The sequence below is a fragment of the Thiomicrorhabdus xiamenensis genome, from assembly GCF_013282625.1.
GTDB lineage: Bacteria > Pseudomonadota > Gammaproteobacteria > Thiomicrospirales > Thiomicrospiraceae > Thiomicrorhabdus > Thiomicrorhabdus xiamenensis.
On record NZ_CP054020.1, the window covers coordinates 2019459 to 2034517 of the forward strand.

Sequence of the window (15059 nt, forward strand, 5' to 3'; positions counted from 1 at the left end):
AACCTTTCTACATCAAGAAAAACCTGAGGAGTTTTCAATGAAAAAACAGATCTTTACCAGCCTCGCACTTGTCGCAGCAGTCGGCTTAAGTGGTTGTAGCCAAAACCCGAATAAAACTAAAGAAGAAAAAGAGAGTGAAGCGAATGTCGCGACAGTACTGGGGGCAATCGGCGGCGCCGTTCTGGCACGACAAATGGGCGTAGACAGCCGTACCGGTACCGTCATTGGTGGTGTTATCGGTGGTGTCACCGCGCGTAAAATTTACCAGGACGTCAATAAAGACACCGCTAACGATCCAAACACAAATGTAGAAGCGGTTAATATCGACGGGCAGGAATACATCAAAGTCGATGTACGAGACGTTAACTTCCGCTCCGGATCTGCGCACCTTGACCCGGAAATGCTGGACCGTTTAGGGCCTGTATTGAATGCTCTGCGCAACTACCCTAATACCCGAGTCCATATCGAAGGGCATACTGACAGTGACGGCAGCCGTGCTTTCAATCAGCAGCTTTCAGAGAACCGTTCCAAAAACGTCGCCTTCTACCTGATGGATAACGGTATCAGCCGCGATCGCATTATCACTTACGGTTACGGTGAAGATCGTCCGATTGCCAGTAATGACACACCAGAAGGCAAACGTATGAACCGTCGCGTCACCTTCCTGATCAGCGAATACTAAGCGCTGAATAAAATAGCCGCGACTGCTTTTCTCTGCGTTCGCGGCTACAACCATATCCAGACTAATTCACATCCGTCATTGCGAGCTGCAAGCGAAGCAATCTATTTCAAGGCAAAATCCATAAAAAATAGATTGCCGCGTCACTCCGCTCCTCGCAATGACCAAACCACTGTTTACCGTCATTGCGAGCCGAAGGCGAAGCAATCCATCTCAAGGCATCATCATAAATAAAATAGATTTCCGCGCCGGGCTCAGCCCTCCTTGCAATGACAATCCCTTTGAAGTTTATTCCGAACCTCTAAAGGACTAATTCAGTGCGCAAAGCCTGAATCCATTTCAAAGAATCGATTCGTAAAGATCGTTCCATTCAGGATTAATCAACTCAATAAGCTGGATTTTCTTTTTTCGGCTTCCAGCTTTTAACTGTTTTTCCCTTTCAATCGCCGTTCGTATATCTGCAAACTGTTCATAGTAAACAAGATTGTCCAGACCATACCGCTTGGTAAAACCTTCTACCAGGTGGTTTTTATGCTGATGAACCCGTTGCACCAGATTACTGGTCACTCCAATATACAGAGTGCCGTTTTTCTGATTGGTCATTATGTAAACAAAACCCTGTTTCATAAAAACCTCGAGTTATTTAATTAGATTTGACCGTCTGGATTGCTTCGTCACTCCGTTCCTCGCAATGACCAAACACTAGTCATTCAACATTCAACATTCAACATTCAACATTCAACATTCAACATTCAACATTCAACATTCAACATTCAACATTCAACATTCAACATTCAACATTCAACATTCAACATTCAACATTCAACATTCAACATTCAACATTGATCATTCAACATTAAACAATTCAGCGGCATTTTGATAAGCGATTTTATGCGCCACGTCCGGCGGGAGATCCCCCAGCCATTCGCGTATATTGCTCACAACCTGATCGAAGTTCTCCCAACGCTGAACACTGTATGTGTCAACCGCGGCCATAAAGCGGTTCTGATGGGTAACAAACAGCTCGCGCCACTCTTTGCTCAGCTTACCGTTACTCAATAGCATGCCGTCTCGAACGGACGTATCGATATAAAGCCCTTGCGGGTATTTTCGTAGCATAGCGTTCAAAAACTCCGTTTCGGGGCGAGTTCCCAGATGCGCCCAAAGCACCGTTGCATCCGGGTAGAGTTCAAACACCTTATCCACCACTTCGGCATCACCATGCACCTGAAGCGGTAACCGGTGTTGTTTCGCCAGCAGTACGACCTGCTGGAAAACGGGGCTATTAACCTTATCCTTAAACAGGTGCAACTCGCCGACACCGCGGTAAAATCCGCTCTTTAAAGCCTTCTCTGTTGCCAGCACAACAGAAAGATCGTCCATCCATTTAGCTTTGTCGTGAAAACCGTGGTAGAAACTGTAGAAAGGTATGATTCGCTGCGGCATGGCACGATAAAGAATTTCCGTGCCGTCGGTCGGCGCGCTGGAAACCTGGGCAAATGCAACCTGATTACGGTCAAAAATCGCCTCAATTTGCTGTGGCGAAAAGTTCTGTACATCTTCCGCCGCATAGTGCAGATGAGCGTCAAACAGCTTGCCTTGGTAGACACTGTTATCACTCTTTATGTTTGAACGGCTTGTCGCAGCAGAAGATTCACTTGCCAACAAAACTTCGGGCTCATGCGCCTGAACGGAAGAAATTGATAGAGAGCCCGCAATAGAAATAAACAGGCCGCAATACAGCCCTTTGACAATACGTTTAAAAAACGAGATGGAAAATGCTTGGCAGACCATAGTGTTCTTATTCAGATTCTTTTTTACTGCTTGCCATAGCATTACGGATTAATGCCCAGAACACACCCAACATAAGCCCCAGCACCATAGCTACCGCCATAATAAGGGAACGTTTAGGCTTGGATTTTTCTTCTGGCACCACCGCCGGATCAATCGTTTTGAAGACAACATCATCCGAAGTATTGGCCAGCATCATAGTTTTGATATTGGCTTCCATCATCTGATAAATCGACTGCCTGACCTCTGCCAGAGAAGTCTTTTTAAGCTGCTGTTCCAGATAGGCATTCGAACGCTGCGCTTCGGCAAGCGACTGCGTTTTCATCAGCTGATTAATATCCTGCACCATTTGAGTCGCCCACTGCGCCGCTAATACAGGGTCGGTAAATTCTACTGAAACAGTAACAAATCCAGAATCCTTAGCCGTAGAGACCGTAAGCATTTTACTAAATTCTTTATAAGCATCCCACAAACTAGGCTCTCCTGGCGCTAACGGTTCTCTCTGATAACCGCCCTGACCACCGGTAGAGGCAGGCATAATCAATGCCTTAATAGATGCCATAACTCCGGGAGACTGTTCAATCCAGACCTTTTTATCCGCATCCCAACTCTTAGAAAAAAGATAAGGCTTAAGGTTATTCTCCTGAATAAAACGTTCACCGAATTTACGCGACTGCAAAATGGCAATCGCCGTACCGGTATCGGAGGCACCACCGCCACCAAGATTAATTCCTGCCAATGATGCCAAACCGCCAAACTGCGCGGCCAATCCCGCACTTTTGCCCTCAGACTGAACCGGCGCCAAAACCACTTGAGCTCTATAGTAGTTTTTGGCATTCAACGCATAAACCAAAGCGGCAATCATGACCACTACAGTAATCAGAGCAATGCCCCATTTACGCGACCAGACGGCGTGCCACAGTTCACGCAAATCAATTTCATCATCCGCGTAAGCCTGCTGATAATTAGAAGTATAGTTCGGTGGACAGTTTTGCAGGTTCTTTTCCGGCGTATTCAAATCGCTTCGCTGACTCATCAGAAAACTCCTACTGCATTGAAACTAGCCAATGCCAAACCGACCTGACCGGCTATCGTTGCGATCTCTTTCCACAACTCAAGCGGTTGCAGTTTCTCGACGTCCATCGGTATCACTATGACGTCACCCTGATCGATCTCCGTTCGCGCCGAAGCATAAAAGAAACCGCTTTGCTGCAGAGGCACGACTCGTCCGGAAGCTTTAACGATATAGGCGCGATCCATATCCGCCAGACTGTTTGGTCCGCCGGCCATCTGAATGTAATCCGAGGCATCCATATTGCCGTCGAAATTAAAGGTCTGCGTCGCAAAGACTTCTCCGATAACCGATACCGTTCTAGGTTCTTCCGGCACATGCACTTTATCCAGATCCTGCAACAGCACAGAAGAGAAGGCGGCGTAGTAATTTTCGTCACGATTCACCAGACTCAGTCGCCCGGTTGCCTTAGCCTGATTCGCCTGTTGCAAAATCTTGGATAACTGTTCGGTTGCCTCTGATGAGGTCATGGACGTCTTCTTGGAAGCATTCTGTGCCAGAATCGATTCCAACTGATAACGCATTTTTTCAAGTTCCTGATTCTGTTTATCCAGCAGTGCCTGTCTCTGCAAGATGGTTCCGCGAATAAAGGCCTGATTGGTAAAACCGCCGGCGCGCTGAATCAGATCGGCCAAAGTTTCCTGCTCCTTGAGAACATAGGTTCCGGGAAATTTGACTTCCCCTGACAGGGTAACAACCCGTCTTTCCGTCCAGTCCGGTTTACGCTTAACTACCAGACTATCCATTGACTGCAGTTTCAGCGACGCAAGCGACTGTTCGTCCAGAGAGACGATTTGGTTCTCAACTCTTAACTGCTGATCCTGTTGGCTGATATTGCGACTGACGACCTCGCCTTTCAAGGTATAGGCGGACTCGGCAAACCCACCCGCCAGTTCAACCAGCTCCTGAGCGCTCATTCCTTCGGTCAGGGGATACTCACCGGGAAATTTGACAAAACCTTCCACCGAAACAACTTGTGCCGGCAATTCAGACGTTGACTGCTCACGCAAACGTTTTACCAGAGCTTGCACCCTCATATGAGAATCATTGACTTGGTTCTTGTCAGAAGAAACACTCTTTTCATCTTCGCTGTTATCAACCAATTCACGTGAATTATCCGCCTGAATTTTCGACAGTTCACGCTTCTCGCTCTCGATCTCTTCGATACCGTTGACATCCAAAACAATTAACTCATCCATTGCCTGCGCTTTAAGCGACATCTCGGAATTCAAGCCGATCAACAATACAGAGACCTGACGGTTATAGGCATTTTCTCGTTTCAGAAGCGCTTTTTCCATTGAAGTCAAAGACGCTCCACCGGCAACAGAAAGCAGTTCCTGAATGCTCATCCCCTGTACATAAGGATACTCCCCCGGATAGTTGACGCTTCCGGAAACAGAAACAACCTGCGCCAGTTGATTTTGATTTGCCTGACGTTTCAACTCCGCCACCCAAGGCTGTAATACTTCGACCCGATTATCATCGAAATTCAACACAAGTAACTCGTCGCGCGCCTGCAGGGAAATATTCTCGGCACTTTTCGGGTTTGACAATGCCGCTTTCAGATTCACCATCAGAACCTGAATATTGCGTTCAATGCCGACTTCACGCTTGATAAAGACATGCTCCAAATCGGTTCGAGCCAAGAACTCATCAGCCGATTGACCTCTAAACAGGTCTGCAATTCGCAAGCTGTCGCGCCATTGATACTCACCCGGGCGACTAACGCTGCCGCTCACCAGAACAATATCTTTATATTCATCAACGGAAGCCAATACGCGGATCGAATCACCGTTCTGAATGCGTTGCTGCAAAACCTTTTTCGCCCGCAAATTAACATCTTTCACTTCGCGGAAACCATCCTCGCGAATACGCTCCAGCTTGGAGTGCGCCGGACTGGCATCCTGCGTAAAACCACCTGCCAACTGGATAATTTCACGCAGAGTGCGTTCTTTTTTCAATTCATATACTGCCGGGCGTTTGACTTCGCCGGCAACGGTAACCGTCTTTTTCAGCGTCGGTACAAACAGCACGTCACCATCCAGAAGACTCACATCTTTGGACATATCACCTTTTAACAGAAAATCATATAAATCCAGTGTGGAGATCACCTTGCCATTACGCTTAAGCTGAATATTACGCAAAGAGCCGATCGTTTTGATTCCACCGCTGGAGAGCAACGCGTTGGACATAGTAGACAGGCCACTGACAACATAAGCCCCCGGTTTATAAACATCCCCCAGGACAAAGACTCGAATCGAACGTAAAGCCCCCGCCGTCACACTGACTTCCACGCCGATCACTGCACGGGTAATTTCCGATTCAATCATTTTTGACGCTTCGTTGAAGCGCATTCCGGCAATCTGGAGCGGCCCTACATTCGGCAACTGAATATTCCCCTCGCGATCGATCTGCAAGATGTAAGAATCATTCTCCGCACCGTAAATCTGCACATTTAAGGTATCTCCCGGCCCCATGACGTAATCCGCCGGAACCGGTGCATTAGCCAGTGGCGCAAAGGTTGAAGGCGTACCGGCAAACAGGTCATAACCGAAAGGTTTGACCTCTTCTTCAATTGCTGTTGTTACCTGGCGTTCCTGCAAATCGGCAGCATCAATGGATTTTTTTGCTTCCTTGGCCTGCATTGAACGGCTAAGATCTTCTTCAACTTCACGACTTTCAATTACCGGTTCTGCCGTGGTTTCTAAATTTGACTCTACAGGCATCTGTGTAGAGCTATTCTGGATCAGGTCAGGAGCATACTGTTTGATCAACGCCTCCTGCTGCGATTTGGGCAGCGACTTAAGCATTTCCAGTTGCGCGGCGCTCGGCTGCACAGCAAACCCGGCACTTCCCCATAAGCCGGTGAATAGTACACTGCCGATAACCAACGCCTTGGGAAGCACGCCCTTCTTGTAAATCTTTCCTAATCCAATATTCATTAAAATCAGACCTAAACTTTAACTTTAAATATTCAATACAGAGACGACTCTCGTCGTCAGCCAGTATTCCTTACAACGCCTTCAATACCTCTAATAGAGATAACTGAGGCTCAACCCCAAACCGGCATTATTATCCATCAACTCCGACTGATGGTTAAACTTTTGATAAAACAGTGTCGGTTCAATTTTAAAGTGCTTATTCCAATAAAATTCGCCGGTCAGCGTCATACCAAGAAACTCAACATCCTCTCCCTGCACACTTTCGGGGAACAACGGCATAACGGTTTCGCTATGATCACTTGCTTGCCATTCAGCGTATTTAACAGAGGACTTCACCGCCCATCCGGATTGCGCAGACCATATACCGCCAAGAGTCACGCTGCGCCCGCCATAGCCGATATTACTGGCAAAACTCTGATCATTATGACGAAAACCGGCCGAAGAGTCATCCTGATCCACGCCCTGTTCGAAGACTCCTTCGGTTGCATCCAAGGCTTCAAGGTACCAATGCAATCGGCCTCGTAATGAAGGAAAATCCGCATAAGAATTGATACCTAAAAGCGCGTTCCATCCCTGGTCAGCCACAGAATCGACCTCTTTAGCCGCTTGCCCGTAAAATGAAAATGGCTGATCTAAGACAGAAAATCCGTAGCGAAAATCAATCCCCATCAGGCTTTGCTTGACCGGCTCATCGGCGACGACATTAACATCGTCAAATGTCAGCCCGGCAATCCCAATCTGCAAACGCTTAAATGGTCGGGCTTCGATTCGTGCAGAATAAAAGTTGACCGACTTATCATCCGGATTTGGCGTCGACGAGTCCTGCAAAGAACCGATAAAAGCCTGATAATTCAGCGGACCCAGTGCATCGAAAAGAGGGAGAGAAGATGGTTCGGAGCTGACGCGCTGAAAATGTACTCCGAATACCGGACGCGACTGCGTCGACCATAACAGACTACTATCCTGACCCGGTCCCCACCAACGGTTTTGCGAGCCGACCGTCACCACAGTATCGGCAAGAGTTGTCGCAATATAACTCCCATCCAGGCGATTATCGCCCTCGGCACGAGACAGATTAACTTGAAAAGCGACGGACTTATAAACCTGACGAGTCACAGCGCTGGCCGAAGAGCCTTGACCATAAACGCTACGGCTTTCAAAGGCTGAAAACAGAAGCGGTTCGGAAACAGTGGAGATGCGCAACAACTTTTCCGGCTTCAGATCCAACTGTTTGGAACGCACTCTCGACACGCGACTTTTCAGACGGTAATAAGCCGCTTTTTCAACCTTGTTCAATGAATCCAAGTTCGATACAGACGTTAAAGCGCGATCCAAATCCGGCGCATATATCGGCCAGCTTCCCGAGGTTACCGGCAAAACACCACGATCACTGAGAAGTTCGATATCCAATTTCAGACGGATATCCGAGGGCTCAAACCAGACGCTGGCGCGCGCGGAAAAGGATAAAAAAGCCAAAAAGAAAAAAAACCATAGCGGTTTTCCAATAAATGCCAATCTAAGCATTCTTAACATTTACCACACCTAATTTCGGTTTTGTGTCTAGATCCTTTTTGTAGGATGAAACCTGCTCTGGAGAAACCTTGAAGTAATCGACAATCCCAGATGTATGATTAAACCCGGAAACAACCTGACCGACCAATTGTGCCAGTTGCTCATAATCTGAATTCCTGATCGCAGCCTTCATCTGAACAAAAGTCGTTTCAAGTTCTTCAAGCGGAACAAAATATTCATGCGCTTTCATTATCTTCGGATGGCTTGTGCCGTCAATATCCTCTCCAATCAATAGTTCCTCATACAGTTTCTCCCCTGGACGCAAGCCGGTAAACTGAATTTCAATATCACCATTCCCCTCTTCATCCATTACTTCCAAACCTGACAGACGAATCATTCGCTGTGCCAAATCGACAATTTTTACAGACTTCCCCATATCCAAGACAAAAACATCGCCACCGGTTCCCATAGAACCAGCCTGTATTACCAGCGATGCCGCTTCCGGAATAGTCATAAAAAAACGGGTAATCTCAGGATGAGTTACCGTGAGCGGACCACCGGCTTTAATTTGCTGGCGGAATAAGGGAATAACCGAACCGGATGAACCAAGCACATTCCCAAAGCGTACCATCACAAAACGAGTACTGCGGTACTGCTCCTGCAATGCTTGCAAAGCGAGCTCAGCCATTCTTTTGCTGGCCCCCATAAAGTTCGTTGGCCGTACCGCTTTATCGGTCGAGATCAAAACAAAGTTTTTTACACCACTTTCAGCGGCCTTCTTGGCAATCGTCATAGTACCAAAACTGTTGTTCTGAATACCTTCAGCAATATTATGCTCAACTAAGGGGACATGTTTATAGGCCGCAGCATGGTATACCGTATCAACCGAATACATATTCAAAATCTTCTCAAGCTTAACGCCATCCTGAACCGAGCCCAGAATTGAAACGATATCAACTCCATGACCTTGCAGTTCCTTATCAATCTGATACAGAGCAAACTCACTTAGTTCATACAAAATAAGTGATTTAGGGTTTAGTTTGACCACCTGACGGCAGAGCTCAGAGCCAATTGAACCACCCGCACCGGATACCAAAACCACCTGATCTTTGACACAGTGCTCCAATAATTCAGCTTTGGGCGGCACGGTTTCCCGACCAAGGAGATCTTCAATACCGACCTCACGAACATCGGAAACCTGAACCTGACCGCCGACAATCTGATCCATAGGAGGCAGAATTGACACTTTAACGCGTTTCTTTTCCAGCCAACTCAAAATGGATTTTTTCTTTGCCGGAGACAGCGAGGGAATAGCTAAAAACAGATCCGTGACAGACTGCTGCTCGATAAGCTCATCCAGGTCTTCCGGCTTAAAAACCCTGACGGCATGAATATCATAATTCTGTAATTGAGGACAGTCATCAATGAAGCCAACAACCCTGACGAACGGCATCTTAACCGTTGCATTAAATAACTGCTGACCGGCACTACCCGCGCCATAAATGACGACTCTCTTCTTATCAGAATATAGTTTTCGACTCACACCATCATTCAGCAAAGAGCGCGCAATCATCCTGCTGCCGGATATAGCCAGTAAAGCCAGAAGCCAGGCAATAATCATAGCCGAACGAGGAAACTCAAGATTGAGCATAAACAGCACGGCAGTCCATAAAACAAAAGCGATTGAAACCGCCAAAAAGACCGTATAAGCAAAACGCACGCCTATATAGCGTACAACAGCACGGTAAAGACCTAGACGGATAAAGACAGGAATTGCCACTAGAGGAAGGATAGGGATACCGATCCATTGAACAGGCGTTGGCCAATACAGCTCTCCAAAACGCAGGGTAAGGGCCAAATAAGCAATAACCATTAAAGCACAAGTATCAATCACTAAAGAGAGCAAACGCTTCTGCCAGCGGGGAATCTGTAAAAGAGGGGTAAAAAGCGAAGTAAAACGTGTCATATTTTTATACTAAGTTAAGGTTTTATCCGATCACCGGAACCTTTTCCAGTCACAGTCTGCAAAATATATTTAAAGTAATTTACCAGTGTCATGGAGTTAATCATTTTCGCATCGGTTTGGGCTAATAGTTCAGGCGTGGACATATCAATTTCATTCACCTGCGATAGGCCTGTAATACCTGGGCGAACTTTAAACACTCCCTGTTTTTCACGTGCAGCGGTTAACTCTTCCTGGTTGAATAACCCTGGGCGCGGCCCCACCAAACTCATCTCGCCTTTTAAGACATTCCACAACTGAGGCAATTCATCCAATTTGGTTTTACGCAAAAAAGCACCAAACTTTGTGATCGAAGAAGTACTTGCCAAGTGTGAGGCCACTGACGCTGTATCCTTTTTCATAGTACGAAACTTCACCAACGTAAACGGTTTTTGATTACGCCCCACCCGTTCCTGAAAAAACAGAGGAGAACCGGTATCAAATAAACCGATTACAAATAAAACAACCAAAACCGGAAAGCCAACCATTAAACCCAACAATGAAAAAAACAAATCTAGTAAGCGAATCATTTAAAACTCTTTTTATCATATTCGGCCATTTTAGCGAGCTGTTGATCCATGGTTATCACTAGCTTCCAGCCTAATAATTCATGCGCCTTCAAACTATCGACCTGTAAATTAGCAAACAACCTGTCTGCAACAGCTCCCTTACCTAATAACTTTGCGGCAAATTTCATTAAACCGACAGGGATAGGCAACAAACGCGATTTCACGCCGTAAGCTTTTGCCACACTACGCAACAATTCAGAAGTAGAAACTTCTCTACCATCTGAAATCAAAAACACTTCATTTGCCGCCTTCGGAGAACGCTCTCGATCTGCACACAAGGCAATAAAATCCACCAAATTATCCAAAGCCACTAAAGAACGTTGATTTTGAACCGAACCCAATGGCAACGGAATTCCTCTTTTGACCCAATTTACTAAACTAGCAAAATTTCCCGGAGCACCTGGCCCATAAACCAAAGGGGGACGAATAATTACCACTTCCATCCCAGTTTCATTGGCAATTTCTAACAATCCTTGCTCTGCTTCATACTTAGACAATCCATAAGGATCAACAGGCGGCTCAGAAATTTCCGCTTCAAAAGGCATTCCAGCACTAGTCATCTCCCCATTAACCTTTATCGAACTAATAAACACAAACCTTTTTACGCCTGATTCAGCCGCCAAAGAAGCTAAAGTCAAAGTTGCATCTCGATTAACCTTTCGATACTCCGCTAATGGATCAATAGATTCATCATTCATAATATGCGCCCGCGCTGCTGCGTGCACCACCACGTCACTATTTTTTAGAGTCATCGCTAGCGAATCTAGACCATTAAAATCTTTACCGTCGTTTTGATTTTGTTTACGGTCATTGTAAGAAACAAAATGAGGAGGCAACCCTCCAATTTCAGCCAAAGCACTTAAATCCCAAGTCAAAGACTTTACACCGGCTGGTAAAGAATGTGATCCTTCACGAACCAAAGCAAAAACATCCACTCCATCGTCGACTAAGCGCTTCAACAATGCCGACCCCACAAATCCCGTTGCACCGGTTAAAAAAATCATAATTTGTTTTCCTTAGATGACAAGCTTACCTCCTCAAACCAAGACTCAAGCTGGGAAATTAAAGTATATCGATCAAACTCTTTCTCAGCATAGGTGTTGGCATTTACTCCAAAATTGAGCAACTCATCCTTAGTACATTCAGATAAGCTGATCATATTTTTGGCGAGACCTAAATGATCCCCTGATTTCGCCGTTAATCCACACTGAGCCTCATCCACTACTCTCGACCCCTCTCCTGACAACATAGTTAAAATTGGTTTACCAGCAGCCATATAGGTTTGAATTTTACCTGGAATAGTCATAGAAAAAGCTTTGCTTTCTTTTAAAGTAACCAGCAAGGCATCCGCAGCAGAATAAAATGCAGGCATATCATCTAAGGGAAAACGCCCAAGTAAAATCACAATATCCTCTAAACCTTTTTCCTTAACCTGATGCTTTATGCCATTAAACGCACGACCATCGCCCACCACATAAATTTTGATATTATGGTTATGCGATTTAATCTCCTCTGCGGCTAAAAGAATTGCTGGAAAGTCTTGTGCGTCACCAATATTGCCTGCAAATAAAACTTTAAATGAACCTGATTCCATGAGTTCATTGACACTTGAATTACTTGATTCCAAGAAAACAGGTTCCGACCAACTTGGAAAATATTTAATTTTATTTTCATCTTCACAATACTGTGAAATCCCTTCATAAAAAGCCTTTGATTGACCTAAAACGAGATCGCAGCGGTTGTAAATATAGCTAACCAGCTTTCCAACCCAAGACAAGATTCGTGGAGACTTAACAACGCCAATCGCCTCTAAGGTTTCTGGCCATAAATCTAAAACCCAAAATACAACAGGTGTTCCTTTTAGCTTTTTATAAAAAATAGCGGGGAGACAAACCGTTACCGGAGAAGGCTCATAAACAAATGTGACATCAAACCGTTGTTTTCGTAACTTAAAAAAGCCGATTATTGACGCAGACAAAACATAACTAATGTAATTAGAGACAAGTTTTCTCCCACTCCCTTGTCCACGCATTACTATAGGAACACGGACAACACGACAACCTCTGTATTCACTAAATTCATCAGGCTTAGCCTCAAACTCAGGAAACAACTCACCAGAAGGATAGTTTGGTTTGCCCGTCAAAATAGTGACTTCATGTCCTCGTTTAACGAGTTCTTCGGCAAGATCATTGATTCTGAAGTTTTCAGGCCAAAAATATTGAGAAACGATCAGAACACGCATAGCTTAGTATTGTTTCCACACCACACGATTTACATAATCGGTATAACTATGAACAATACGTACGATTTTGTCCGATACATTCGGCATAGAATAGTCATAAACTTGGCGGATTAATCGTTCATCATCTCTCGGCTGACTGTCGATAACCGCTAAGCTCTGCATAATTCTGTCTTTATGCAAACCGGTCATAATCACCGCCGCTTCTTCCATGCCCTCTGGACGTTCATGTGCTTCACGCAAATTTAAGGCAGGGAAGTTCATAATCGAAGATTCTTCGTTGATTGTTCCGCTGTCTGAGAGCACTGCTTTTGCGGATAATTGCAGCTTGTTGTAGTCCTTAAAACCAAGTGGTTTTAACAAACGCACCAAAGGATTAAACTCAACACCCATTGCGTCCACACGCTTTTGAGTTCTAGGATGCGTCGAAACAATCACCGGCATTTGATAAGTTTCAGCAATTGTGTTCAAGGACTCCACCAAGTTTAAAAAATTCTTATCGGAATCGACGTTCTCTTCGCGGTGAGCACTCACCACAAAGAACTGGTGTTTTAAAAGCTTCAAACGCTCTAAAACGTCTGACTGATCAATTCCTTCACGATAAGTATTCAACACCTCAAACATCGGGCTACCGGTTTTAATCACCATGTCAGCAGGCAAACCTTCAGCTAGTAAATAATCACGAGCAATTGAACTGTAAGTTAGATTAATATCAGCCATATGATCGACCAGGCGACGGTTTATTTCTTCCGGAACACGCTGGTCGAAACAACGATTCCCCGCCTCCATATGGAAAGTCGGAATTTTGCGACGCTTGGCGGGTAAAACAGCCATACAACTATTGGTATCGCCCAATACCAGCAAAGCTTCAGGCTTTACTTCCGCCAAAACCTTATCAACTGCAATAATGACATTACCAATGGTTTCTGCACCACTGGCACCAGCGGCACCTAAGAAATAATCCGGCTTGCGAATCCCTAGATCATTAAAGAAAATCTCGTTCAATTCATAGTCATAGTTTTGGCCTGTATGCACTAAAATATGCTCACAATGCTCGTCAAGCTTCTTCATCACACACGCCAAACGAATAATTTCCGGTCGTGTGCCCACCACTGTAACAACTTTTAATTTCTTCATTTCAACCCTTAAAGCGGTTTTGCATAAGTATCTGGATTTTCTCTATCAAAAATCTCATTCGCCCACAACATAACGATCATTTCATCATCACCTATATTGGTAATATCATGCGTCCAGCCAGGCACTGTTTCGACAACCTGAGGTTTATCACCTGCTGTCGTGATTTCATAATATTCATTAGTCACAACATGCCGAAACTTAAATAAGGCCTCGCCCTTTAACACCAAGAACTTTTCTGTTTTCGAATGATGATAATGTCCGCCGCGCGTAACTCCAGGATGCGCAGTAAAAAATGAAAACTGCCCGGAATCCCTGGTTTTAAGCATTTCCACAAAAACGCCTCGGGGATCTTCATGCTTAACCAAATCATATGAAAACGCATTCGGCTCTAGAAAACTCAAATAGGTAGCATGTAAAGCCCTGTCCAGACCAAGACCAACCTGCTCGGTGATAAGACTTCTCCTCGAATCATGATAAGCTTCTAGCTTCTCAGCCAGATCACCAAGTTTAATCTCATAAATGGGTGTAACATCACAAAAACCGGCAAGTGCATCCGAATCATCCAAAATAGAAACAAAACGGTTAACAACATCATCGACATAAACTAAACGTAGATTAGCCTCTGCATCGTTTATTTGAATCGGCAAACCACGAGCGATATTATGGCAAAACGTCGCTACAACCGAATTGTAATTAGGCTTGGACCATTTCCCAAAAACATTTGGCAATCTAAAAATAAATACCGGTGTTCCAGCTCTATCGGAAAAATCAAGCAGTGCTCTTTCTGCCAAGCGTTTGCTTTCACCATAAGGGGTGTCTAAGTCCACTTGAATAGAGGAACTGTAAATAACAGGGATAGAGCGACGAGTTTTTTCGACCGCATTAATCAGTTCAGAAGTTAAATCTGTATTACCAGACTTAAAATCCTCGGTATTTTTCGGACGGTTAACTCCAGCAAGATGAAATATAAAATCAACGCCTTCTAGCTTAGCCGATAGATCAGACAAGGAATCGTTACGTGTCAACGTTTCGATACACAAATTATCTCTTTCGGACAAATGAACATAAAGATTTTTGCCAATAAAACCATCTGCTCCAGTAATTAAAACTTTCATT

General features: G+C 45.0%; 12 protein-coding genes. 1 reads left to right on the forward strand and 11 read right to left on the reverse strand.

The window, feature by feature from the left end; translation table 11 throughout:
• Positions 1-37 precede the first annotated feature (37 nt).
• Positions 38-682 (forward strand): OmpA family protein, encoded by a 645-nt coding sequence (locus HQN79_RS09330; protein ID WP_173285861.1) that lies wholly within the window; start codon positions 38-40, stop codon positions 680-682.
• A gap of 336 nt (positions 683-1018) precedes the next feature.
• On the opposite strand, the gene HQN79_RS09335 is transcribed toward HQN79_RS09330, so the two are convergent.
• The 11 genes from HQN79_RS09335 to wbjC form a co-directional block, all read right to left on the reverse strand.
• A complete protein-coding gene (locus tag HQN79_RS09335) occupies positions 1019-1306 on the reverse strand; it encodes a GIY-YIG nuclease family protein (protein ID WP_173285863.1) in 288 nt (95 codons plus the stop codon).
• 219 nt (positions 1307-1525) lie between these two features.
• On the reverse strand, positions 1526-2515 hold the full coding sequence (locus tag HQN79_RS09340) for an amidohydrolase family protein (protein WP_173285865.1): 990 nt from the start codon (positions 2513-2515) through the stop codon (positions 1526-1528).
• A complete protein-coding gene (locus tag HQN79_RS09345) occupies positions 2481-3506 on the reverse strand; it encodes a Wzz/FepE/Etk N-terminal domain-containing protein (RefSeq protein ID WP_173285867.1) in 1026 nt (341 codons plus the stop codon). Before HQN79_RS09345 ends, HQN79_RS09340 begins: the two co-directional genes overlap by 35 nt.
• Positions 3506-6484 (reverse strand): SLBB domain-containing protein, encoded by a 2979-nt coding sequence (locus tag HQN79_RS09350; RefSeq protein WP_173285869.1) that lies wholly within the window; start codon positions 6482-6484, stop codon positions 3506-3508. The genes HQN79_RS09345 and HQN79_RS09350 overlap by 1 nt, the downstream gene beginning before the upstream one ends.
• A gap of 90 nt (positions 6485-6574) precedes the next feature.
• Positions 6575-7960 carry a capsule assembly Wzi family protein gene (locus HQN79_RS09355; protein ID WP_173285871.1) on the reverse strand — a complete coding sequence of 462 codons (1386 nt, stop codon included), beginning with the start codon at positions 7958-7960 and terminating at the stop codon, positions 6575-6577.
• A 40-nt stretch (positions 7961-8000) separates the two neighbouring features.
• The gene (locus HQN79_RS09360) at positions 8001-9962 is read right to left on the reverse strand and encodes a polysaccharide biosynthesis protein (protein WP_173285873.1); all 1962 of its coding nucleotides are present in this window, start codon (positions 9960-9962) and stop codon (positions 8001-8003) included.
• 14 nt (positions 9963-9976) lie between these two features.
• Positions 9977-10528 (reverse strand): sugar transferase, encoded by a 552-nt coding sequence (locus tag HQN79_RS09365; protein ID WP_173285875.1) that lies wholly within the window; start codon positions 10526-10528, stop codon positions 9977-9979.
• Positions 10525-11571: a UDP-glucose 4-epimerase family protein gene (locus HQN79_RS09370; RefSeq protein WP_173285878.1), complete on the reverse strand. Its 1047-nt coding sequence runs from the start codon at positions 11569-11571 to the stop codon at positions 10525-10527. The genes HQN79_RS09365 and HQN79_RS09370 overlap by 4 nt, the downstream gene beginning before the upstream one ends.
• Positions 11568-12809 carry a glycosyltransferase family 4 protein gene (locus HQN79_RS09375; protein ID WP_173285880.1) on the reverse strand — a complete coding sequence of 414 codons (1242 nt, stop codon included), beginning with the start codon at positions 12807-12809 and terminating at the stop codon, positions 11568-11570. The genes HQN79_RS09370 and HQN79_RS09375 overlap by 4 nt, the downstream gene beginning before the upstream one ends.
• 3 nt (positions 12810-12812) lie before the next feature.
• Entirely contained in the window at positions 12813-13943 is a 1131-nt protein-coding gene (wecB, locus tag HQN79_RS09380; RefSeq protein ID WP_173285882.1) for a non-hydrolyzing UDP-N-acetylglucosamine 2-epimerase, read from the reverse strand.
• 8 nt (positions 13944-13951) lie between these two features.
• Entirely contained in the window at positions 13952-15058 is a 1107-nt protein-coding gene (wbjC, locus tag HQN79_RS09385; protein ID WP_173285884.1) for a UDP-2-acetamido-2,6-beta-L-arabino-hexul-4-ose reductase, read from the reverse strand.
• Position 15059: the final 1 nt, after the last annotated feature.